Source organism: Luteibacter sp. NPDC031894, assembly GCF_050273135.1.
GTDB lineage: Bacteria > Pseudomonadota > Gammaproteobacteria > Xanthomonadales > Rhodanobacteraceae > Luteibacter.
Genome location: NZ_JBNNMV010000013.1, coordinates 12,633 through 34,960, shown reverse-complemented (window position 1 = coordinate 34,960; position 22,328 = coordinate 12,633). Strand labels below are relative to the sequence as shown.

Below are 22,328 nucleotides of genomic sequence, written 5' to 3'. Positions count from 1 at the left end.
CCGGTGGCGTTGTACACGGCGTTGGCGATCGCCGCGGCGACGCCGCAGATACCCAGTTCGCCCACGCCCTTCGCCTTCATCGGCGAGGAAATGGGGCGCGGGGGACCATAATCGGGGATTCCCAGGATCGACGGAGTTCCCCGATGACCGCAGTGACGCGCATCGACACCACCCGCACCGTCCGCGCCCCGCGTGGCAGCGAACTCACCTGCCGCAGCTGGCTCACGGAAGCGCCGTTCCGCATGTTGCAGAACAACCTCGATCCCGAGGTGGCCGAGAATCCAGCGGAGCTGGTGGTCTACGGCGGCATCGGCCGCGCGGCGCGTAACTGGGAGTGCTTCGACGCCATCCTCCGCAGCCTGCGCGAGTTGCGCGACGACCAGACGCTGCTGGTGCAGTCGGGCAAGCCGGTGGGCGTGTTTCCGTCGCACCCGGACGCACCGCGCGTGCTCATCGCCAACTCCAACCTCGTTCCCGCCTGGGCGAACTGGGAGCACTTCAACGAGCTCGATCGCAAGGGCCTCATGATGTACGGCCAGATGACGGCCGGTTCGTGGATCTACATCGGGTCGCAGGGCATCGTGCAGGGCACGTACGAGACCTTCGTGGAGATGGGCCGCCAGCATTACGGCGGCAGCCTGGTCGGCCGCTGGATCCTCACGGCGGGCCTCGGTGGCATGGGCGGCGCTCAGCCGCTAGCGGCCAGCCTCGCCGGTGCGTCCTCGCTCACCATCGAGTGCCAGCAGAGCCGCATCGACTTCCGTTTGAAGACCCGTTACGTGGACGAGCAGGCGACTGACCTCGACGACGCCCTGGCCCGACTGGACCGGTACGCGAAGGAAGGTCGCGCCGTCTCCGTGGCCCTGCTCGGCAACGCCGCCGACGTGCTGCCCGAACTCGTCCGCCGTGGCGTCCGACCAGACGCCGTCACCGACCAGACCAGCGCCCACGACCCGGTGAACGGCTACCTGCCGTCGGGCTGGACGGTGGACGAATGGTTCGAGCGCCGGAAGAGCGACCCGGCCGGCACGTCACGGGCGGCCAAGGCGTCCATGCGCCGCCACGTGGAGGCGATGCTGGCCTTCCACGCCATGGGCGTGCCGACCTTCGACTACGGCAACAACATTCGCCAGATGGCCAAGGACGAGGGCCTGTCCGAGGCCTTCGCCTTCCCCGGGTTCGTGCCGGCCTTCGTCCGTCCGCTGTTCTGCCGGGGCGTGGGGCCGTTCCGCTGGGTGGCGCTGTCGGGCGACCCGGAGGACATCTACAAGACGGACGCCAAGGTGAAGGAGCTGATCCCCGACGATCCGCACCTGCACCGCTGGCTGGACATGGCTCGCGAGCGGATCAGCTTCCAGGGCCTGCCGGCGCGCATCTGCTGGGTCGGCCTGGGGCAGCGCCACCGCCTCGGACTGGCCTTCAACGAGATGGTGCGCAACGGCGAGCTGAAGGCACCCGTGGTGATCGGTCGCGACCATCTCGATTCCGGCTCGGTCGCCAGCCCGAACCGGGAAACCGAGGCCATGCGCGATGGCAGTGACGCGGTCAGCGACTGGCCGCTGCTCAACGCCATGCTGAACGTCGCCGGCGGCGCCACCTGGGTCAGCCTGCACCACGGCGGTGGCGTCGGCATGGGTTACAGCCAGCACAGCGGCGTGGTGATCGTCTGCGATGGCAGCGAGGCCGCCGACAAGCGCCTCGCCCGCGTCCTGTGGAACGACCCTGGCACCGGCGTCATGCGCCACGCGGATGCCGGCTACCCGGAAGCGATCGCCTGCGCCACGGAACAGGGCCTCGACCTCCCGATGCTCGGCTAAGAGCATCGCCGACAGGGTCGGCTCCCACCGAGTACCGGGTAGAGCCTCTGGATGCCTGGTGAGAGCCGGCCCTGTCGGCGATTGCCGCTTGCCTCAGCGGCCGTTAGCCCAGGACGCCACGTATCGCTCCGGGTACAGCCGCTGCAACGCCAGGACCTTCGGGCGGTCGTTGATCGCGATGTACATCGAATCGGGGTTCAGGCGCATATAGTCCTGGTGGTAGTCCTCGGCGGGGTAGAACGCCTTCAGGGGCGCCACCTCGGTCACGATCGGGGCCCGGAACGCATGGGCCGCCTTCAGCTGGTCCACGTACGCCGTGGCCACCTTCTTCTGCTCCGCATTCGCATAGAAGACGGCGGAGCGGTACTGCGTGCCCACGTCGGGCCCCTGGCGGTTGAGCAGGGTCGGGTCCTGCGCCACCGAGAAGAACACCTGCAGGAGCTGGCCATACGTGACCTGGGCGGGGTCGTATACCACCCGGACGGACTCCGCGTGGCCGGTGTCGCCATCGCTCACGTCGTCGTAATTGGCATGGGCGGCGTCGCCGCCGGAGTAGCCCGAGCGGACGCTCTTCACGCCGCGGACGTGCTGGAACACGCCCTCGACGCCCCAGAAGCAGCCGCCGGCGAAGACGGCGGAAGCCTCGCCGGGTGCCGGTGTCGAGTCGACCACGGGGATGGGGAGCTTGACCCCCTCCTCGCCGGCGGAGGCGGCCGAGCAGGCGGTGAGGGCCAGGAACAGGGATGGAAGCAGGCGGAGGCGCATGGGGGTAGCTCCGGGAAGTGGGCCTGTCCATAAGACCGGGCACACGTCATTTTCCTGACGTGCGCCTAAAGCTCCGGTGATTGGGGCCGATACCCCAACGGATGTGGAGTGGTTCGGCGGGAGAGGGGACAGTGGCTTACGACCTGGTAGAGAGACGCGTCTTCGTTGCCGACCTGGAGGTCGGCATGTACGTGAGCCGTCTCGACTGCGAGTGGTCGGACACGACGTTTCCGTTGCAGGGCGTGCCCATCACCTCGCAAGACGACATCGACAAGCTCAGCAGGTTCTGCAAGTACGTGTTCGTCGACCTGCACCGCCAGGTCGTCCCCGAGCGGACGATCGTCAAGCCCGCGCGGGTCGCCACGCCGGTCCGTCCCCCGCCGAAGCCGAGCGCGAATCCGCGCCTGGTCGCCCGGCACACGTATCGCGACACGGTGGCGTTCGAGGACGAGGTCCCGCGTGCCCAGGTGGCCTTCGACGGCGTGGCGCACTTCGCCGAGCGCCTGGTGGAGGACATCCAGCACGGCCGCGCCATCGACCCGGTCGCCGTCGAGGAAGCCGTGCGCCCGATGGTGGCCAGTCTGCTACGCAGCAGCGACGCTTTTTTCTGGATCGAGAGCCTGCGCCGCCGCGACACCTACACTTACCAGCATGCCGTCGGTTGCAGCACGTTGGCCGCGGCTTTCGGTCGGCACATGGGTTTCGCCAGCGAGGCCATCGTCAGCCTGGCCGCTGGTGGGTTGCTGATGGACGTGGGCAAGGTGCAGATGCCGGAGGAGCTGCTTTCCCGCGAGGGGCCGCTGAACGATGACGAGTGGGGCCTGGCGCGCCGGCACGTCGAGGAAGGCGTTGCCATCCTCGAGCACTCCGGCGTCACTGATCCCGAGGTCCGCGACATGGTGCTGACCCACCACGAGCGCTTCGACGGCACCGGTTACCCGGCGGGCCTCGCCGGCACGGAGATCCCGCTCTCGGGCCGCATGGCGGCGATCATCGACACGTACCACGCGATGTCGTCACCGCGCCCCTATCGACAGGCCGTGTCCCAGCACCTCGCCCTGCGCCAGCTATACGCGGGCCGCGACAACGCCTTCCAGGGCGAACTGGTGGAACAGTTCCAGGCGTGTATCGGCGTCTACCCGACCGGCTCGATCGTCGAGCTCAACACGGGTGAAGTCGCGGTCGTGATGGTGCAGAATCACGCCCGTCGCCTGCAGCCGCGGGTGGCCGTCTTGACGCGTGCGGATAAGGGGCCGCGCGAGGATTTCCTCATCGTCGACCTGATGAACCAGACGGACCCGGTCCGTCGCGAAATCCTGCGAACCCTGCCGGCAGGCAGTCATGGCATCGAGCCCAAGGAGTTTTTCCTTCAATGAGTGAGCGTGCCGACATCCTGCCCGCTGTACAGATCATCCTGGACCGGGTGGTCCCCGACTCGGGCTGGCGCGCCGTCCTCGTCGTGAGGTTGCAGGGGATGCGCGAGGCGCAACTGCGCTTTGGCTACGAGTTCGGCAGCCAGATCATGCTCGCCGCGCGCGAACGGCTCGTCGAAGCCGTGCGCCATGTCGACACGGTCTTCGTCGCCGGCGACGACACGTTCGTCGTGGTGCTGCCCTCCGTGCGCAACCGCACCCACGCGCTCCTGGCCGCCACGCGGATCGTCGGCGCCTTCGATTCGCCCATCCTGCGCGGCGAGCGCCCGTGGCACGGCCGTCCAGTCGTCGGCGTGGCGGTGCATCCGGAGCACGGCACCACGGCGGAGTTGCTTTACCGCCGGGCGGAGCTGGCGCACGACGAGGCCCTGCGGATCGGTGAGCCGTTCGCCCTCTACCAGCCCGACGCCACGCCCGTGGAAATCCTCTATGGCGAGCTGCGCGAAGACATCGAGGCGAACCGCCTGCACGTGGCCTTCCAGCCTTTGCGCGACCTGCGTTCGGGGGAGATCGTGCGCGTCGAGTCGCTGTCGCGCTGGACCACCACCGCCCAAGTCCACGTCGCCCCCACCGACTTCATCCAGTTCGCCGAGCGCAGCGACCTGATCGTGCCGCTGACGCGCTGGAGCCTCAATGCGTCGCTGCGCCACGCCGCCGCGTTGCACCGTGGCGGTTGTCCTCTCGACGTGGCCATCAACCTGTCGCCGCGCGTGTTCGCCGAGCCGGGCTTCGCGGAGCAGATGCTTGGTGCCATGGAGATCTGGGGCGTGCCCCCCACCGCCGTGATCGTGGAGATCACCGAGACGGCGCTGCTGACCGACCTGGACATGAGCGTCCGCGTGCTGCGCTGTCTGCGCGATCGTGGCGTTCGCGTGGCCATCGACGACTTCGGCACCGGTTACGCCTCGTTCGCGTACCTGCGCCACTTCCCGGCGACCGAACTGAAGATCGACCGCACCTTCGTCGATGCGATGAATACCGACAGCCGTACCGAATTGCTGGTCCAGGCGATGGTCGACGTGGCGCACCGACTGGGCATGGAAGCCGTGGCCGAAGGAGTGGAAAACGAAGCGACGCTCCTGCGCCTGGTCGAAATGGACTGCGACCTCGTCCAGGGCTATCACATCGCGGAGCCGATGAAGGCCGATGACTTCGTGTCCGAACGGATCGCCGCCGCCTCGCTGGTGTAATCGCAGTCCGCACTTGCTCGGTGGGAGCCGACCAGGTCGAGGGTCAGTTCCGGCGAGACAACGCCCGATAGCGCCGATCGAGCACTGCCACTGCCTCATCCAGTGCCGCCTCATCCCCGTCGTTGACGATCACGTCGTCCGCGATGGCCAAGCGATCCTCGCGCGACGCCTGCGCCGCGATCATCTTCCCCGCAAGCGGCGCGTCGATTCCATCGCGCTGCGTCAGCCGCTCGATCCGCACGGCCTCCGGCGCATCCACCACGAGCACGCGATCGACCCACGCGTAGTGCTCGCGATTCTCCACCAGCAGCGGAATCGAGAGGATGCAGTAAGGACCGTCGTCCGCGGCAGCAGCCTCCCGCAGCCAAGTCCGAATGCGCGGATGCAGGATACCTTCGAGCGTTGCCCGCGCCGACGGGTCCGCGAACACGCGCTGGCGCATGGCAGCGCGATCGAGTCGGCCGTCGCCATCCAGCGCCTCCGTCCCAAACAGCCGGGCCACCTCGGCCAGTGCTTCCGAGCCGGGCTCGACCACGGCGCGTGCCGCGACATCGGCGTCGTAGGCATGGATGCCGAGCGCCTCGAACCGCCGTTCGACGGCACTCTTGCCCGAAGCGATACCCCCGGTCAGCGCGACGACGAAGCTCATTGCAGTCCCGTCAGGCGAAGGTATCCCGCCAGCAGACGGTCGCCGGCAAGGAACCAGACCCAGCCCGCCGCCGCAATGTACGGCCCGAACGGGATCGGCACGTCACGCTGGTGGTTGCGGAACAGCATCAGGCCGCCGCCCACGAGCGCGCCGATCAGCGAGGACAACATGATGACCGGCAGCAACGACACCGGCCCCATCCACGCGCCCAGCGCGGCCAGAAGCTTGAAGTCGCCGTGGCCCATGCCTTCCTTGCCGGTGAGCAGCTTGAACAGCCAATAGACGCTCCAGAGGCTCAGGTAGCCGATGAGCGCGGCCAGGATCGCGGAGGAGGGCGCGACGGGCAGGGGCTGCCACGCGGGAATCAACGAGAGCCCCAGGCCGATCCAGAGCAAGGGGTAGTTGAGCTCGTCCGGCAGCAGTTGGGTGCGCGTGTCGATGCCCGATAGCGCGATGAGGAAGAAGGTGAACAGGAGGCCCGCCAGCGCGGCAGGTGTTGGACCGAAATGCCAGACCACCAGCGCGCTTGCCACCCCGGAGAATAGTTCCACCAACGGGTACTGCGCCGAGATCCTGGTGCCGCAGTAGCGGCAGCGCCCACGCAGGAAAAGCCAGCCGAGGACGGGGATGTTGTCGTGCGCGGCCAGCCGGTGCTTGCACTGGGGACAGTGCGACGATTCCAGTGCGATGCCAGGCGGCTTTGGCTCGTCCACGGGCTCGAGTTCCAGCACCTCGCGTGCCTGTCGGCGCCACTCCCACTGCATCCGCGGCGGTGTGCGGAGGATGACCACGTTGAGGAAACTGCCCACGAGCATGCCGAAGACGGCGGCGAAGGCGATCCAGATGGCGAGGGGGAGTTCGGGCATGTGTCGGAGGCCGTGGTAAAGAAAAACCCTCCGCCCGCAAAGGCGAAGGGTTCCTATTGTGCCTTGCTCGTGGCGGCGCGGGTCAGACCGTGCCGGCGAGCTTGAAGATGGGCAGGTAGAGGGAGATGACCATGCCGCCGACGAGGACGCCGAGGATGATCATGATGAAGGGCTCCAACAGGCTGCTCAGCGTGTCGACGGCCGTGTTCACTTCTTCCTCGTAGAACTCCGCCACCTTGAACAGCATGTGGTCCAGCGAGCCGGATTCCTCGCCGATGGCGGTCATTTGCACGACCATGTTCGGGAAGAGGTTGGTCTGGCGCATCGATAGCTGCAGCTGGTGACCGACAGCGATGTCGTCGCGCATCTGCTTCACCGCATCGCCATAGACGACGCTGCCGGTGGCTCCGGAAACGGCATCGAGGGCCTCTACCAGCGGGACGCCCGCGTGGAACGTTACGCCCAGGGTACGGGCGAAGCGAGCAATGGCCGACTTGTGCAGGAGATCGCCGATGACCGGGATGCGCAGCGAGAAGCGATCGAGGAAATGGGCGAACTTCGTCGAGCGCTTCTTGAAGAAGATCAAGGCCGCCACCGAGCCGACGATGCTCAGGATCACGGCCCACCAGTAGGACTGCATGAACTTCGATGCCGCCACGACGAACTGCGTGGGCGCCGGGAGCTCGGCCTTCGCTTCCGCGAACGTCTGCTGAAAGACAGGAACCACGAAGAGCAGGAGGATCATCGAGACCAGCAGCGCGACCACCAGGACCATGATGGGATAGAACAACGCCTTCTTGATCTTTGATTTGATGCCTTCCATGCGCTCCTTATAGGTGGCGACAGTATCGAGAACCGTGTCGAGCACGCCCGCTGATTCGCCTGCATGGACCAGATTCCGATAGAGCTCGTCGAACTGCACCGGGTACAGCGCCAGCGCTTCGTGAAGCGAGGCGCCTCCCTCGATGCTGTTCTTCACGTCGATCAGCATGTTCTTGAAGCGGACGTTCTTCTGGCCGTTGGCGATGATGTCGAAGGCCTGCACCATCGGCACGCCAGAGGCCATCATCGTGGCGATCTGACGGCTGAAGATTGCGACGTCCCGAGGCTTCACCGTACTGCCCGACGCCCCGAACAGTGGCTTGGCCTTTTCGCGGACCGTCTGCGGGTTCATCCCCTGGCGGCGCAGCTCCGCCTTCACCAGTGCGGCGTTCTTCGCCTGCATCTCACCCTTCATGCGCTTGCCGCGCTTGTCCAGTGCGATCCAGTCGTACATGACGAGCTTGTTGACTTCAGCGCGCGCTACGCCTATGGCGCGCGCGTTCTTCGTGGCGGTGGCGGTAGCCATGACGCGGTGTTCCCCCGGGTTGATGCTTCAGTGGACCCGTCCTCCCGGACCGGTCCCTGTTCTTATTCTAGTTTGAACGGTCAGGCACGTGCCTTTCTGCCGTCTGGCGCACATCTTCACATGCGCCGACGGCGCCAGGGGCCGTCAGTCCTTGGTGACGCGGTTGATCTCGGCCAGGCTGGTTACCCCATTCCTGACCTTGAGGAGGGCCGAGGCGCGGAGGTCGTTGATCCCCGCCTTCTTGGCCGCTTCGGCGATCTGCAAGGCATTGCCGCCTTCGAGGATGATCTTCTGGATGTCCTCGACCATGGGCATGACCTGGTAGATACCCACGCGCCCCTTGTACCCCTCGTTGCAGCTGTCGCAGCCCACCGCTTCGTAGATGGTGATGCCCTGGTCGATTTCTTCCTGGGTAAAACCCTCGGCAAGCAGCGCGGCCGGCGGCAGTTCGATCGGTTTCTTGCAGTCGTGCAGCCGACGGGCCAGGCGCTGGGCAATGATCAAGGTAACGGACGATGTGATGTTGTAGGGCGCGATGCCCATGTTCATCAGGCGCGAGATCGTCTGGGGTGCGTCATTGGTGTGCAGCGTGGAGAGCACCATGTGGCCCGTCTGCGCGGCCTTGATGGCGATTTCGGCGGTCTCCAGGTCGCGGATTTCGCCGACCATGATCACGTCCGGATCCTGGCGCAGGAACGAGCGCAGGGCGGCCGCGAAGGTCATGCCGCGCTTCGTGTTCTGCTGGACCTGGTTGATGCCCTCGACGCGGATTTCGACCGGGTCTTCCACCGTGGAGATATTGCGCCCCTCGGTGTTGAGTATGTTGAGGGCGGTGTACAACGACACCGTCTTACCGGAACCCGTGGGGCCGGTGACCAGAACCATGCCGTAGGGCTTGTCGATGGCATCGAGGTACAGGTTCTTTTGCGCGTCTTCGTAGCCGAGCTTGTCGATGCCCAGCTTCGCCGAAGACCCGTCAAGGATACGCAACACGATCTTCTCGCCGAAGAGGGTCGGCAACGTGCTGACGCGGAAGTCGATGGCGCGGGTCTTGGTGAGGTTGAGCTTGATGCGGCCGTCCTGCGGCACCCGGCGCTCGGCGATGTCCAGGCCGCTCATGACCTTGATGCGCGAGGCGATGCGATTGCCCAGCTTGATCGGCGCGGTCGCCACGACGCGGAGGATGCCGTCCATGCGCAGCCGGACTCGATAAATGGCTTCAAATGGCTCGAAATGGATATCGGAGGCGCCGCGCTTGATGGCGTCGACCAGGATCTTATTGACGAACTTGACGACTGGGGCGTCGTCATTTGCGTTGGCATCGATGCCGGTGGTGCCGTCGCCGTCCTCGTTCCCGCCCTCCAGAGCCAGATCCTCGAGGCCGTTGTCCTCGAAGCCGGGTACGTTGGCGTTCATAGCCGAAAGGGCGGTATCGATGATCCGGCGTAGCTGACCTCGTTCGACCAGCACCGGTTCAACCATATGGTTGGAGTGGAACTTGATCTCGTCCAGCGCGTGCGATTGCATGGGGTCGGCGATGCCGACGAACACGCGCTTGCCGCGTTTAAACAGGGGTAAGGCCTGGTGTTTCGTGATCAGAGCTTCGGTCACCAGGTCCAGGGGCATGTTCGCCGCGGCCATGCCCGCAATGTCCATCAGGGGCATGCCGAATTCGGCCGAAGCGACCTGGGAGAGCTTGGGGCTGTCCACCAGGTTCTGGTCGACAAGCCAGGCCGCTAGCGACACGCGCTTCTCCGCGGCGTCCTGCACGGCCTTGCGCACGTCGGCCTCCGGTAGCACGTTCTCCGTGACCAGCCGGCGCGCCATACCCGTGAGGCCCGCCAGGATCGGCGTATGCATTTGTGAAGCCATGTGACGTTTCCCCGAGATACGCGCCTGAATCTACTCCAGATTATAGGAATGGTCACGCCTGGCTGCGTGACGGAGCCGTCGTTCATGAGCGCCCGCCCTCCGCGAGGTCGTTCTCGTTTCGCGGCGGGCATATCCCTTATGATTCAACGGCCATGGGGGAGAACTCTTGAGTCGTCTAAGCATCATCCTGCCCGCCAAGAACGAGGCGGCCGCCCTGAAAGACCTGTTGCCTCTATTGACGGCCGCCCAGCCGGGCGCCGAGATCATCGTGGTGGATGACGGATCCACCGACGACACTCGCGACGTGTGCGCGAGGAATGGGGTGAGTTGTCTCTCATCGCCATATTCGATGGGTAATGGCGCAGCCATCAAGCGCGGCGCCCGGGCGGCAACGGGCGACATCCTGGTATTCATGGACGGGGACGGGCAGCACGATCCGGCCGATATCGCGCGCCTCGTTGCACGGCTCGACGAAGGCTATGACATGGTCGTGGGGGCGCGGTCCTGGGAGAGCCAGGCCGGGGTGGGGCGCGGCCTCGCCAACACGCTCTACAACTGGCTGGCGAGCCGGATGACGGGGCAGGTGGTGGCGGACCTCACGTCGGGATTTCGCATTGCCCGCGCGCACCGCTTCCGCGAGTTCATCCACCTGTTGCCGAACGGATTCTCCTATCCGACGACGAGTACGATGGCGTTTTTCCGCAGTGCGTATGGCGTCGCTTACGAGCCGATCAAGGCGGCTGAGCGTATCGGAAAAAGCCACATCAAGCCGCTCAAGGATGGCCTCCGTTTTCTCCTGATCATTTTCAAGATCGCCACGCTTTATTCGCCGCTCAAGCTCTTCGTGCCGGTGAGCGCGACGTTCTTCCTCTTGGGTTGCCTCAATTACGGGTTCACCTTCCTGACCCACGGGCGCCTGACCAACGGCAGTACGCTGATGTGGAGTGCGGCGGTCATCGTCTTCCTGATTGGGCTCGTTTCCGAACAGATAACGTCGCTGACTTACCGCCCCACCGACTCGTGAATGATGCGCGGCCCACGGTGATCCTGATCAGTCGTAACCTGCCGCCCCTGCGAGGAGGCATGGAACGGCTGAATCTGCATATGGCGATCGGTCTCGCCGCCCACTTTCGCGTGATCGTCATCGGACCCCGTGGCGCGCGCACGGCGCTGCCCGCTTCCATCGAAGTGCATGAATGCGGGCGGGGTACGCTGAGGTCTTTCCTCGTCGCCGCATGGTTCCGCTCCCTCCGCGCGGCAGTGAAGACCTCCCCAGCGTGGATCGTCGCCGGCAGTGGCTTGACGGCGCCCATGGCGTGGATGGCAGCCCGACTGTCGGGGGCTCGCATGGCGACGTATGTGCACGGTCTCGATCTCGTCGTCGACAACACCCTATACCGCGCACTCTGGCTGCCGTTCGTCCGCCGCATGGACGCGTGCATCGCGAACAGCGCGAATACCGCGAGGCTTGCCCGCGCCGCCGGCGTCCCGGAAAGCGCGCTCCACATCGTGCATCCCGGGGTGGCCCTCCCGGAACCGCGACCTCCGCAAGATGCCGTGGCCGCCTTCCGGCGGCGGAACGGGCTGGAAGGCAGGCCGATACTTCTGTCCGTGGGGCGCATGACCGAGCGAAAGGGATTGCGCGAATTCGTCCTGCAGGCGTTGCCCACGATTCGACGCTGGCATCCAACGGCCCTGCTGGTGGTCATCGGCGACGAAGCCCCGGACGCCCTCGCCGGGGCCGCGGTGGGTGCGTGGTCCCGTTTGCGCGACGAGGCGGACGCCGCCGGCCTGGGGGACGCTCTGGTGCATCTTGGCGTCCTGGATGACCAGCAACTGTCCGCTGCCTACGCCAGCGGCGACGTCCATGTCTTCCCAATCCGCGATGTGCCGGGAGACGTGGAAGGATTCGGCATGGTTGCCGTGGAGGCGGCGGCGCACGGCCTTCCCACCGTGGCGTTCGCCGTCGGCGGTGCACCCGACGCCGTATCCGACGGCGTCACGGGTTACCTCGTTGGCGCAGGCGATTACGACGCGTTTGCCCAGCGGGTAATCCAGGTGCTGGATGGCGACCGGGCTCCGGGCGAGGCCCTGATCGCCTTCGCCGAGCGTTTCGCGTGGCCCGAATTCATCCGCCGGCTGACGGCCATCCTCGCTCGTGCTGGGGCGGCATGATGTTCGCGAGACAAGGTCATGTCGTTGCCGATCTGGCGTCGCGACGCCTCAAGGGCTTGAAGATCGAGCGCCTGCTGGGCCTGATACCCGTCTCTGGCGGCCGACGGCTGCTGGAAATCGGATGTGGCTCGGGCGGCATATCGCATTACTTCGCGACGCATCCGGATCTCGACCTCGAGGTGGATGCGGTCGACGTGACCGACAGCAGGGGCGTGAAAGACGGGTATCGCTTCCATCAAGTGATGGGTACCGCGCTTCCCTTTGCCGACGATACGTTCGATGTCGTCCTCAGCAACCATGTGATCGAGCACGTGGGAGAGCGCGCGGAACAGCTCCATCATTTGCAGGAAATCCATCGCGTACTTCGGGACGACGGATCCTGTTACCTCGCCGTGCCGAACCGATGGATGCTCGTCGAACCGCATTACCGCCTGGCGTTCCTCAGCTGGCTTCCGGTGTCGATGCGATCCGCGTATCTCCGCCTCTTCCGAAAGGGCGAATTTTACGATTGCGTTCCGCTCGCCATGGCGGAATTGGAAACCATGCTCGAGGCTTCCGGATTCGACTACCGCAATGTTTGCGTGGAAGCCCTGGGCGAAACGCTGTCCATTGAGCGGCCGGTGGGTGCGGGACGGCTTCTCCGATACGTACCACGTGCGGTATGGGAGCGTCTTCGTCCAGCGATTCCAACGCTGATCTATGTCCTCAGGAAAAAACGGCCTTCGTTGGCGGTGCCGCACAGATAGCAGGCGGCCACTACCGCACGGACTAGGCGTAGGCGCCAGCCGAGCGGGAGCGGCAGCGTGTCCAATCGGCGGTCGAGCATAACGATCGTGGCGCGGGCCAGCCGGGTGGACACAGGCTCGATCACGCGCAGCCACGGCCGACACCGGACGTCCAGCTTTCCGTAACCGAGCATGCGGTAAGCATCGGGGTGCCTTTCCCGAAAGCGGACGGCGGGCGCGCCCCCGGCCTCGGCCATCTTCTTGCAGACCTTGCGCAGCTCCAGCGTGTCGCGGTGGATCACTCGGGCGCGGTGCGCCCAGCGGATTTTGTGCCCGCTTTCGGCGATGCGCAGGAACAAGTCCCGGTCTTCGAATCCGTAACCACGGTAAGCCTCGTCGAATCCGCCGGTGCCGATGAAGAGCGTGCGCCGCATCATGACGTTCTGCGAAGAGCCACCAATGGCGACGCCAAGCGACTCTGATGCGCGCATCCGTCGTCGTGCAGCCGCAGCCTGGTAAGCATGCCAGAAGCCATCATTCGCCCCGTCGACAAGGCCCATCGAGACGTCCGCGCCTCCTTCCAGCTCGGCCAGATGTGCACTGAGGAATGCAGGATCCGACGGGACGCAGTCGCTGTCGAGGAACAGCAGGAAACCATCGGGTGCCACCGCGGCGCCGCGGTTCCTTGCAGCGCTCCGGCCTGCGTTCGTGTCGAGTGTGAGCACGTCGACGCCGGAAATCCCCGCGGCCTCCACAAGCGCCGCGCTGCCGTCGCCGGATGCGTCGTCGACGACGATCACTTTCAGTCGGTAGCCGGGTGGCATGTGGCAGGCGTGTAATGCCTGAACCACGGTGGCGGTCAGTACGCCACTTCGATACATCGGAATCACCACGCTGACAATCGGCTCGGTACTCATGCCAGTCTGCCCAGTGGCTGTCGAAGGTGACGAAGGACAGTGGCCACGGCCTGTGCTGGATCGTGATCGTCAAAAGCAAGGGATCGCAGGCGCGCACGCGCGTCGCGATAGCCGTCTTGGTTCAGCTGCTCGTCGAGGTGACGAAGCAGCTCGTACCACGTGGTCGACCTCGGGCCCGGCGTCATGTCCGCAAGATCGAACTGGATGTCTCGCTGTGCCGCATACCGGTCGAGGTCCGGCATATGGAAGAGAATCGGGCGATCCGCCACGAGGAAATCCATATAGATTGACGAGTAGTCCGTGACCAGTGCGCTCACGTCGGCCAGTAAGGGATAGATATCGCTACGTGGCGCGCATGACAGCGCGACATCGCTGTCGAGGGTGACCCGGCTGCCGTCCAGCGGGTGCATCTTGATGACCAGACGGACGCGGCGGGCGCGACAGAATGTCTCGATGGCGTCGCGTTCCGCAGTGGTCATCGGAAGCGAGTCGCGACCGTCGTCGCGGAATGTCGGGGCGAAAAGCACGATCCTCAGCCCCTCCCGTGTCCAGGCTTTCACTTGATCAAGCGTGGCCGCATCCGTGCCGAGCAGGGACAGTGCATGGTCGCCGTGTCGGTAGCGGCCGAAGGTATTTCGCGGATAGTTGGCGGGAATCCAGGCGCGGCTGAGGAAGGCTCGCTGGAAGAGCTCCCTTGTGTAGAAGCGCGACGTGGCGAGCACCGCGTCATAGCGGAACAGCCGCCCGGATAGCCGATAAAGCATGCAACGAAGCCGAAACGCGGCCTCATTCGCCTGCTCGCGTCGCCAGCGATCCATCTCGATCCTCTTGAATCCGACCCCATGCCATAACTGGACGACTCGCGCGCCGGCGAGCAGGGCGTATCGCCCACGTTGCGTCCATTCGGTCGTGTCGACGACGGCAGCGCCTGCGCGGAGCAGGAACCACGCGCCGCGCAGTGTGGGGTATCGAACGACCGGCGTACCCGCTTTCCCCAACGCCTCGGCCACGTCGGCGTGAGAAGTCACGTAGACGACCCGCCATGCCGCATCGGATTGCGCACCGATGAAGAAGTACTTGCAGTTGTCCACAAAGGTGCCGTCACCGCGGCCGAGAACGGCGATCCAATCGCGGCGCCGGGGAACGAGAAGTCGCACCGGCAGCCAGGCGAGCCACGTAAGCACGCCGATCACTGCACGCGCAAGGATCCCGCCCGCGCCGTTCATGTGTGCCGTCGTACCAGCAACCCATCCATCTGGAGCAGGCGACCGCTATCGACGTCCAGGAATCCGGCCTCGACACCTGCGAGTTCGAAGCCCAGCTCCGATAGCCGCGTGAGCATGGGAAGGTAGGTCGTCTGGCCGGTATACAACGTCGCTAGCGACAGTTCGAGTTGGATGCAGGCGACGCGTTGCAGCGTAGTCGTCGCTCCGCGTAACACCCGATCCTCCAGTCCCTGCACGTCAATCTTCAGCCAGAGGCGGCTTGCGTCCATCGACAGCTGGGACATGGCTTCGTCGAGCGTAGTTATGCGAATCGATTCGGTCGACACGTATTCGGACGCCGGGGCGATCTGCGCATGCAGGCTCTCCATGTCAAGAATCGAACTGCTTATCGAGTTTCGCGCGACGTTGAGTTCAGCCGTGCCGGGTGCATCAGAAAGCCCCACCGGCATTACTCGCCAGTTGCCATCCTCGGAGGCAATGGATTCCAGCACCTCCAATGCGGCGCGCATGGGTTCGAACGAAACGATAGGGCCTCGATAGCCCAGCCCGCGCATCTCGCGCGCGTACTGGCCGATGTTGGCACCCACGTCCAGCAGCAGGTCGATCTCGAGGGAAGCCAGCAACTTTCGGCGGCGTTCCAGTTCGAATCCGTTCTTTCCCTTGAGGCGAAAATAGCCCTTGCTTTCGAGCAGGCGCTTGAGCGCGTCGTCGATGAAACGCGGAAATATCATGTCGGCTCCTTGCGGACATCGAGGACCTCACCGGTCACATCGCTCGTTGCGAGAGCCAGTGTGGCTTCGGCAACGACACGCGCCTCGAGCAGCTGGCCTGCCGGTTCGGCGCCGAAATTCTCGCTGCGCATCGGGGTGGCCGTGCGCTCGGGGTTGACCACGTTGATACGGACGCCGGAACTGGAAAATTCTTGGGCTAGCCCTTGCGCCAGGTTGACAACCGCGGCCTTCGTGGCGGAGTAGACGCTGGTGCGGGCGCGGCCTCGCGTATACGAACTCGACGTGAAGAGAACCAGCGACCCTCGGCGTTTCGCGAGAAAGGGGAAGGATTCCTTCGCGACCACGATGGAGCCCACGAGATTGGCAGCGATCTGCTCGTCGATCTTCTCGTATGACGTACCTTCCAGGAGGCCCTGGCGCAGGATGCCGGCCGCGTTCACCACGATGTCGATGACACCGGCTTCGCCGGCTGCCTGGACGAGCGCGGACCGCACATCGTCCGGACGAGCGATGTTCATGCCGTCCCGTGTGGAAAAGACATGTACGGTAGCGCCCCGATGGCGGGCTAACTGCACCACCGCCTCGCCGATGCCGCGGTGTCCACCGAAGACGACGACCGTCTTTCCCACGAGGCCGGTGTCGTGCGGGCTCTCGGCGCGGGCGCGCGAGCGTAGCTGGAAGAGCCGATCGGCAAGATAGATGTCCGACGGGTAAGTGATCTTGATGTTGTTGACATCGCCATCGACGATGGCGACGGGTGCGAGATCGTAGTTGACTACGAGCCCGCAGTCGTCAGTGACCTTCACGGTGGGATCGGCGGCCGCTCGCTGGTGCGCCGCCCTCAGCAGCCATGCGCGGAAGGCCTGGGGGGTCTGGCCGAGACGAAGGGTCGAGCGATCGGGAATATGAGCGATCGTGCCTTGTGGCGTGCGTTCGATGATCGTGTCGGCGGAAGGAATGGCCGTATCCACGGCGTCGTAAGTGTCCAGGGCGTCGAGGCATCGCTGGATGGTGGCCGAGTCCAGCAAGGGGCGAACGATGTCGTGGACCAGGACCTTCGCATTGTCATCGCCGATGGCCGCGATGCCCGCGGCCGAGCTCTCGCGGCGGGTGGCACCGCCAAGCGCGACCTGCCTGACCTTCGTATAGCGACCTCGCACGACCAGTTCCTCGGCAACCAATCGACTGTCGGCGCTGACGACAAGAATGATGTCGTCGATGTTCTCATGGCCTTCGAAGGCATCGAGTGTGTGCTCGAAAACGGTCTTGCCCGCCACTTTCAGGAACTGTTTCGGAATATCCAGCCGGGCACGCTCGCCGGTTCCCGAGGCGAGCAGCACGGCGATGCGAGGTGGTTTGGCAGACGTCATCGGGACTCGGTCTCGGTGTGGTCGGTCGGAGCGGTGGGGCGCAGGAAGACGGCAAGCCAGAGCAGTCCGGCGGTCACCGCCAAGGCGCCCTGGAGCATGATGGCGGCACCCAGGATTCCGTAACGCGGGATCAGGAAGACGGCGAGACCATACAATACGGCAAGGCCGCAGATTTGTGCCGCCATGCGCCTCGTCCGGCGGTCGCTGGTCACGAGGACATTCGCGCCCGTGACCGTCAGGCCCATCAACATTGGCGCGACGCAAAGCGTTCGAGCGGCGTGCGCCGCGTCGGCGAACGTCGGCCCGAGCAGCAAGGGCAGCAATGCAGCACCGGCCAACATCCCCACGACGCCGGCCACGCCGAAAACAAAGGACGCTGCAAGTAAGCCTGGCACGAGACGGGCGTCACCCGACGTCCCCCGCGTGCGGAACAGTCGCGGGAGGGCGGCCATGGCCAGCGCCGAGACAGGGATCGACAACACGGAAACCAGCCGGAAGGCTACGGTGTACCAACCGGCGACCTCGGCGCCGGCCAGCCGGAGCACCAGCGATTTGTCCAGGGACACCATCGCCGTGTCGATCACGCGCATCAGCGAAAAGCCGGCGCTCTCGGTGACTTCGCCGCGTGAGGGAAGCAACCGATCGGCGCGTGCCGGCCGGAGCTGGTGGCGCATCGTGCACCAGGCAATCCCCGCGGCGATGCAGGCGGTGACGGCATGGAAAGGCGCATAGGCTTCCAGGGAATGACCGGCACCGGCGAAGAAGTAAAGTGCGACCGCGACGAGGTTGCCCATCGGAACGACCGCATACATCAAGCCTGCCATCCCCGGCCGTTCGTGCGCCTGGTATGCGTAGCTGGAGAGGATCGTGGCAGGAAAGGCGACAAGTTCCGCGACGCCGATGCAAGCGACGGTGGCTGGCGCCAGTGCATGGCCGAGCACGCCATTCGCGACGATCGTGAACAGCAGCCAGAACATCGACCCGCTGACGATCGTGGCCATGCCGGCATGAAACAGGGAGGTGCCGAAACGTGAGCGGTCGCGCGAGACGTCCTGGAGCAGACTGAGTCCGAAGCCTAGCCCTGTGAGGGCGCCCAAGGCGGCGGCGAGACCTGCATATCCCGCAAACGTCCCATAGCCCGCCGCCCCGAGCACGCGCGCGATGAGGACCATCCACAAGGCCTGCAGGCCGACACGAGCCAGCTGCCAGAACGTCAGCAGGAAAGTACCCGTGCGCAGCGCGGGGCCTGGGTCGGCGGAGCGGTACTGTGGCGCCGTCGTCATGGTTTTCGTGCGCTGGCGAGGGCCGACCTGACTTTTCCGATGTCTGTGTTCAGCGAGCCGCCGATGTTGAGGTCTTCGAGCCGCTTCAGCTGTGCTTCGGCATCCTGCAGATCGTCGAGCCGGATGGCGATGCGCGCGCGCGTGACGATGTAGTTCGGCTCGGTCGGCGCCGCGACGGTGGCGTCCTTGATGGTGCGGTAGGCGAGGGGCAGGTCGCCCAGCTCCGCCCACGCATAGTCGGAATACATCGCCAGGAGCCTGGCTGTCGGGTTCGGGTGCGACAGCGCGACGCTGAAGGCTTCCACCATCCGGTCCTTCGGCAGGTCGCAAAGATCCTGGATCGCACAGGTGCCAAGCGCGCCGAGGCTACTTTCGTCCTGGACACTCGGCCGGCGAACCTTGAGCTTGCGGACGATGCTCTCCCACCACGTGTCCTTGAGCGGGATGTGCATTCGTGCATTCAGGAAAATGAGCGCCTGCTCGGGGAGGATGGAAGATCGTGGGAGTTCCATGGCGCGCTCAAGCGGCGCATAGGCGAGCCGGGTAAACGGCGAATGAGGATCGTAGCGCGACAGGATGATGTAAGTACGCCCCAGTTCGTACTGCGCCCGGGGAGAAGCCGGAGCCCTCGCGGCGAGTTCCGCGGCTAGCCCTAACGGGGATCCCCAAGCGCTCGCAGCCATTCCGGTTTGCAACGTCCAGTAGATCAACAAGGCGGCCAACACTGCCCTGCGGGGCAGCAACAACCTGTGCGCACCGTCGTTGCCCGCGAGCAGTGGTATCACCGCCAGCATCAGCCCGTAGCTGGCGAAGTAATTGCGATGCTCGTAAATAAGCTCGAGTGGAATGACCGTCGCGGTAAGCACGTGGCATGCGAAGAACAGACCCAGGCCCAACGCCACCAACGGCCGCTTGCGGCGAATGGCGACGGTGAGGGCCAGGAGCGCGGCAATGGCCAGTGCGCCGAGAAGCGTCGTCGGCGGACTCAGCCACCCGGTGGATATAGAAAAATCGTCGTGATAGAAGGACAAGTCCGAGGAACGGGGAAACAAGGTCCATGCGATATAGTCGACGACGATCCGACATTCGCTCAGAAGCCTTGTTTCAAGGGTGAAGTCGCGGCTCGCCCACGCCCGCGGATTCGACAGCTTGATAGCCATCCAGACGGATCCCAGGACGAAGGGGATCGCCAGCAGAACGACGAACACATAGCGCACGCGCCGGTCGATGACATTCTGGCCGTCTGGCCCTACGCTGCGGCCGCGAAAAAAAACCAGCTCGATAAGCAGTGCATATAGCGGCACGAGGATGGCTGTTTCCTTTGCCATCACGCCAATGAGCGGTAATACCGTTATCGCCGCCACCGCGAGGACGAGCGGAATCTTTTGATCGGTGCGCATGGCTTGGCGTGCTTTTACATAACCGATCAAGGCGAGGAATACGAACAGGTTCGCCAGGCTTTCCATCCGCTGCACGACATACAGTACCGACGTGAGGTTGATGGGAAGCAGCATCCATGCGGTGGCGACAAGCGCTGCGACGAATCCATCCCGCGTGGTTATCGGCTGCCCGCGGGCTCGCGTGGCAGCCAGCAGGAGACGCGTCAAGAAGAAGCACGCCAGCCCGTTCAGCAGGTGAATGACGATGTTGGTCGCTTTCATCGGCGCGGGATTGTCGCCGGTGGCGAGGATGTTCGCGGCGAACGTGAGGGACGCGAGAGGACGCTTGAACTCACTTGCCGGCGACGAAAGCGATGCGCGTACGAGCGATCCAACGGAGACCGACTTCGGATGCAGCCCCGCGTTATCGACGATGTTCGGATAGTCGTCGAAAATGAATCCGCCATTGAGGCCCGGAACATAGATGGCCAGAGTGAGCAGCAGGCCCGCGATCAGGGCGACATACGGCATCCACTTCATGAATGGGGGGGCGGCTCGGCTCGCTTCGCCGCGTCGTTCGCCAGCGTGTGCCTGAGTGCCGACATCTCGTTTGGCCAGTAACCCTGCCGGGCCAGAATCGCTTCGTGTAGCCACTTCATACCTTCGGTAGGCCGCGGGCTTGGAGCCTGCAGCGTATCGTAATGATCCAGGTGCCTCGCGCCTTCGACCGGATGTCCGCTGCGGCCAAGCGATGCGGCCTGTTCGAGCGCGACGCCTGGGGAAGCCTGAAGGTCCAGGGCCGCATTGAACCATGAGAGGGCCGCTTCGGGGTCGTTGCGAGCGAGGGCGATCTCGCCACGGAGGTGTGCGATGTCCTGCATGCGACCGGGCAGGGCGATGACTACAGGATTGGATGCGCTCGCGTCTAGCAAGCCTTCCAGGCGCTCCAGCCCGAGCCCCGGGCATTTTTTTCCCCCGATCTTGCGGTCGATCCATTGGGACAGGAGCGCTCCGGGGTCACGTTTCGTATGGCGCAATGCTTCCTGTGCGGCTGCGTAAGTGGCGCCGGTGAGACCGTGCCGCCGGCATTCGAGGTCGATGGCTGTGAATGCAATCTGGGGTTCCTCAGGGAAGCGCTTCAGGGCTTGCGCGATGCGTGCCGTGCCGCTCGCAAGATCGCCCGCCTCGGCTTCCTGTTGCGCCGCATAGGCTTGCGCGCGCGCCGACCCGGGTGCCTCCGCGGCCCAAACGCGTGCCTGGGCGACAGGGGCATCCCATAGCGAAATGGTTTGCGACGTGAGCAGCGTCTCGCCTCCCAGAAGCGCGATGGCGAGTCCGAATGCCCAGGTGCGGCGCGTACGCCCTGCAAGCCAGACACCGAGCGGCCAGAAAATGAGCAGCGCCGGAAGGTAGTTGCGGTGCTCGAAGTACAACTCGAGCGCCAGCGACGTCGATTCCAGCAGGTGCCCTGCGAAGAAAAACAGCACGGCCACCGCCGGTATGGGAAAGCGCCTCCGCCAGCGCCACGCGAAGGCGCACGCGGCAATGCAAGCGAGGCAAGCTGGAAGCGTGTACCAGGGATGGAGCAGGTCGGCGGCCGCCTGGTACTGGTCGTGGAAGAGGCTGCCGTAGTGCGTGTCGGCGAGAAAAAGCAGCTTCAGGTAATCGACGAGGATGGCCGGCTCGGTGATGACGCGCTGGACCAGCGTGAACGAGCGCGCCGTCGCCGGACCGTGGCCGATCGACTTGAGCAGGACCCAGAGCACCCCCGCAGTGACGGCCAGGGCGAGTGGGAAGGCTAGGGTATTGCGCCATCGGCGGTAGCGACGCCAGTTGGCTTCTCTCGCTGCGGCGTGGGGCAGCGTGGCATCGATGGCGAGGGCGAGCAGGGGAAGTAGGATGCCGTTGGGCTTGGAGAGCGTGGCGAGCAGTGTGCACAGGCCGAACGCGGCGACGAGGTAAAGCGGTCCAAGCCTCTTTCCGGCTATCACTCGCTGGCGACCCGACAGCCATAGGTGCAACCCGGCGAGCACGAAAAAGGCTGGCAGCATCGCTTCGCGCTGCACGATGTACAGCACAGTGGAGACGAGCAGGGGGTGGAGTAGCCACGCCGCGGCCCCGAACAGCGCGGCCCATCGCGATCGGTCGGATCGGAGGCCATGCAGCGCCCCGAGACGATTCAGGAGTGCGAACAGGAGCGCACCGTTCAGGAGATGCAGAAGCAGGTTCGTTCGTTTGAACGGGTAGGGGTCCGCAGGCCAGTCGTTCGCATCCAGAAGGAAGCTCAGGAGTGCGATGGGTCTGCCGGTGGGATCGGCCCTGCCGGCTGTGATGTATCGGGCCAGTTTGGCCGCGTCGTCGACGCGTCCATACTCGCCCAACACCGGAAGGTTCGCGGCATCGTCGAAGAAGTAGCCGGTCGACAATCCGGGATCGTAGGTCGCGACACATGCCAGCAACGCCAGCGCAGCGCAGAGTGTCGGCAGTACCAGTGATCGGACGCGAGACGGCAAGGAGGGCATTCCGGAAAAGGAAAAGGGCCGTTATCCGGCCCTTTTCCACAGCGTGCGAAGGAGACGCCG

18 protein-coding genes are annotated in these 22,328 nt (G+C 65.0%); 6 read left to right on the top strand and 12 right to left on the bottom strand.

Features of this window, described 5'->3' with window-relative positions; genetic code table 11:
• Positions 1 to 152 precede the first annotated feature (152 nt).
• Positions 153 to 1,817, top strand: coding sequence for a urocanate hydratase (hutU, locus tag ACQKIE_RS18950; RefSeq protein ID WP_427462080.1), 1,665 nt, complete (start codon positions 153 to 155; stop codon positions 1,815 to 1,817).
• 93 nt (positions 1,818 to 1,910) lie between these two features.
• Here the strand turns inward: hutU and msrA are convergent, their stop codons facing one another.
• Complete coding sequence (msrA, locus tag ACQKIE_RS18945; protein WP_427462078.1) at positions 1,911 to 2,582, bottom strand: peptide-methionine (S)-S-oxide reductase MsrA; 672 nt, start codon at positions 2,580 to 2,582, stop codon at positions 1,911 to 1,913.
• A 131-nt stretch (positions 2,583 to 2,713) separates the two neighbouring features.
• On the opposite strand from msrA, the gene ACQKIE_RS18940 reads away from it, so the two are divergent.
• Positions 2,714 to 3,958 (top strand): HD-GYP domain-containing protein, encoded by a 1,245-nt coding sequence (locus ACQKIE_RS18940; RefSeq protein ID WP_427462076.1) that lies wholly within the window; start codon positions 2,714 to 2,716, stop codon positions 3,956 to 3,958.
• A complete protein-coding gene (locus tag ACQKIE_RS18935) occupies positions 3,955 to 5,205 on the top strand; it encodes a putative bifunctional diguanylate cyclase/phosphodiesterase (RefSeq protein ID WP_427462074.1) in 1,251 nt (416 codons plus the stop codon). Before ACQKIE_RS18940 ends, ACQKIE_RS18935 begins: the two co-directional genes overlap by 4 nt.
• 43 nt (positions 5,206 to 5,248) lie before the next feature.
• Here ACQKIE_RS18935 and coaE read toward each other — a convergent pair whose 3' ends face one another.
• The 4 genes from coaE to pilB all read right to left on the bottom strand — a co-directional run bounded on the left by coaE (position 5,249) and on the right by pilB (position 9,940).
• Positions 5,249 to 5,854 carry a dephospho-CoA kinase gene (gene coaE, locus ACQKIE_RS18930; protein ID WP_427462072.1) on the bottom strand — a complete coding sequence of 202 codons (606 nt, stop codon included), beginning with the start codon at positions 5,852 to 5,854 and terminating at the stop codon, positions 5,249 to 5,251.
• Complete coding sequence (locus ACQKIE_RS18925) at positions 5,851 to 6,720, bottom strand: prepilin peptidase (protein WP_427462070.1); 870 nt, start codon at positions 6,718 to 6,720, stop codon at positions 5,851 to 5,853. The genes coaE and ACQKIE_RS18925 overlap by 4 nt, the downstream gene beginning before the upstream one ends.
• Positions 6,721 to 6,802: 82 nt before the next feature.
• Positions 6,803 to 8,068 carry a type II secretion system F family protein gene (locus ACQKIE_RS18920; RefSeq protein WP_427462068.1) on the bottom strand — a complete coding sequence of 422 codons (1,266 nt, stop codon included), beginning with the start codon at positions 8,066 to 8,068 and terminating at the stop codon, positions 6,803 to 6,805.
• Between the two features lie 144 nt (positions 8,069 to 8,212).
• Entirely contained in the window at positions 8,213 to 9,940 is a 1,728-nt protein-coding gene (gene pilB / locus ACQKIE_RS18915; RefSeq protein WP_427462066.1) for a type IV-A pilus assembly ATPase PilB, read from the bottom strand.
• 166 nt (positions 9,941 to 10,106) lie between these two features.
• Between pilB and ACQKIE_RS18910 the strand changes: the two genes are divergently transcribed.
• From ACQKIE_RS18910 to ACQKIE_RS18900, 3 genes are read left to right on the top strand one after another with little or no spacing between them, the layout of a single operon-like run.
• Entirely contained in the window at positions 10,107 to 10,964 is an 858-nt protein-coding gene (locus tag ACQKIE_RS18910) for a glycosyltransferase family 2 protein (RefSeq protein WP_427462064.1), read from the top strand.
• Positions 10,965 to 11,023: 59 nt separating this feature from the next.
• The gene (locus ACQKIE_RS18905; RefSeq protein WP_427462062.1) at positions 11,024 to 12,115 is read left to right on the top strand and encodes a glycosyltransferase family 4 protein; all 1,092 of its coding nucleotides are present in this window, start codon (positions 11,024 to 11,026) and stop codon (positions 12,113 to 12,115) included.
• Positions 12,116 to 12,171: 56 nt separating this feature from the next.
• Complete coding sequence (locus ACQKIE_RS18900; RefSeq protein ID WP_427462060.1) at positions 12,172 to 12,861, top strand: methyltransferase domain-containing protein; 690 nt, start codon at positions 12,172 to 12,174, stop codon at positions 12,859 to 12,861.
• On the opposite strand, the gene ACQKIE_RS18895 is transcribed toward ACQKIE_RS18900, so the two are convergent.
• From ACQKIE_RS18895 to ACQKIE_RS18865, 7 genes are read right to left on the bottom strand one after another with little or no spacing between them, the layout of a single operon-like run.
• Positions 12,813 to 13,757, bottom strand: a complete 945-nt coding sequence (locus tag ACQKIE_RS18895; protein ID WP_427462058.1) for a glycosyltransferase family 2 protein — start codon at positions 13,755 to 13,757, stop codon at positions 12,813 to 12,815. The two genes, ACQKIE_RS18900 and ACQKIE_RS18895, sit on opposite strands and share 49 nt — an antisense overlap.
• Positions 13,754 to 14,983 (bottom strand): CDP-glycerol glycerophosphotransferase family protein, encoded by a 1,230-nt coding sequence (locus ACQKIE_RS18890; RefSeq protein WP_427462056.1) that lies wholly within the window; start codon positions 14,981 to 14,983, stop codon positions 13,754 to 13,756. The genes ACQKIE_RS18895 and ACQKIE_RS18890 overlap by 4 nt, the downstream gene beginning before the upstream one ends.
• Positions 14,980 to 15,714 (bottom strand): FkbM family methyltransferase, encoded by a 735-nt coding sequence (locus ACQKIE_RS18885; protein ID WP_427462054.1) that lies wholly within the window; start codon positions 15,712 to 15,714, stop codon positions 14,980 to 14,982. Before ACQKIE_RS18885 ends, ACQKIE_RS18890 begins: the two co-directional genes overlap by 4 nt.
• Positions 15,711 to 17,084: a 2-C-methyl-D-erythritol 4-phosphate cytidylyltransferase gene (ispD, locus tag ACQKIE_RS18880; RefSeq protein ID WP_427462052.1), complete on the bottom strand. Its 1,374-nt coding sequence runs from the start codon at positions 17,082 to 17,084 to the stop codon at positions 15,711 to 15,713. The genes ACQKIE_RS18885 and ispD overlap by 4 nt, the downstream gene beginning before the upstream one ends.
• The gene (locus tag ACQKIE_RS18875) at positions 17,081 to 18,367 is read right to left on the bottom strand and encodes a lipopolysaccharide biosynthesis protein (protein ID WP_427462051.1); all 1,287 of its coding nucleotides are present in this window, start codon (positions 18,365 to 18,367) and stop codon (positions 17,081 to 17,083) included. Before ACQKIE_RS18875 ends, ispD begins: the two co-directional genes overlap by 4 nt.
• Positions 18,364 to 20,286, bottom strand: coding sequence for a hypothetical protein (locus tag ACQKIE_RS18870; protein ID WP_427462050.1), 1,923 nt, complete (start codon positions 20,284 to 20,286; stop codon positions 18,364 to 18,366). Before ACQKIE_RS18870 ends, ACQKIE_RS18875 begins: the two co-directional genes overlap by 4 nt.
• A complete protein-coding gene (locus tag ACQKIE_RS18865; RefSeq protein ID WP_427462049.1) occupies positions 20,283 to 22,259 on the bottom strand; it encodes a tetratricopeptide repeat protein in 1,977 nt (658 codons plus the stop codon). The genes ACQKIE_RS18870 and ACQKIE_RS18865 overlap by 4 nt, the downstream gene beginning before the upstream one ends.
• Between the last annotated feature and the right edge of the window lie 69 nt (positions 22,260 to 22,328).

Bases quoted from the DNA above. Each gene is read 5' to 3' on its own strand.
- msrA (WP_427462078.1), bottom strand. From the start codon at position 2,582: ATGCGCCTCCGCCTGCTTCCATCCCTGTTCCTGGCCCTCACCGCCTGC.
- ACQKIE_RS18935 (WP_427462074.1), top strand. From the start codon at position 3,955: ATGAGTGAGCGTGCCGACATCCTGCCCGCTGTACAGATCATCCTGGAC.
- coaE (WP_427462072.1), bottom strand. From the start codon at position 5,854: ATGAGCTTCGTCGTCGCGCTGACCGGGGGTATCGCTTCGGGCAAGAGT.
- ACQKIE_RS18925 (WP_427462070.1), bottom strand. From the start codon at position 6,720: ATGCCCGAACTCCCCCTCGCCATCTGGATCGCCTTCGCCGCCGTCTTC.
- ACQKIE_RS18920 (WP_427462068.1), bottom strand. From the start codon at position 8,068: ATGGCTACCGCCACCGCCACGAAGAACGCGCGCGCCATAGGCGTAGCG.
- pilB (WP_427462066.1), bottom strand. From the start codon at position 9,940: ATGGCTTCACAAATGCATACGCCGATCCTGGCGGGCCTCACGGGTATG.
- ACQKIE_RS18905 (WP_427462062.1), top strand. From the start codon at position 11,024: ATGGAACGGCTGAATCTGCATATGGCGATCGGTCTCGCCGCCCACTTT.
- ACQKIE_RS18895 (WP_427462058.1), bottom strand. From the start codon at position 13,757: ATGAGTACCGAGCCGATTGTCAGCGTGGTGATTCCGATGTATCGAAGT.
- ACQKIE_RS18890 (WP_427462056.1), bottom strand. From the start codon at position 14,983: ATGAACGGCGCGGGCGGGATCCTTGCGCGTGCAGTGATCGGCGTGCTT.
- ACQKIE_RS18885 (WP_427462054.1), bottom strand. From the start codon at position 15,714: ATGATATTTCCGCGTTTCATCGACGACGCGCTCAAGCGCCTGCTCGAA.
- ispD (WP_427462052.1), bottom strand. From the start codon at position 17,084: ATGACGTCTGCCAAACCACCTCGCATCGCCGTGCTGCTCGCCTCGGGA.
- ACQKIE_RS18875 (WP_427462051.1), bottom strand. From the start codon at position 18,367: ATGACGACGGCGCCACAGTACCGCTCCGCCGACCCAGGCCCCGCGCTG.
- ACQKIE_RS18870 (WP_427462050.1), bottom strand. From the start codon at position 20,286: ATGAAGTGGATGCCGTATGTCGCCCTGATCGCGGGCCTGCTGCTCACT.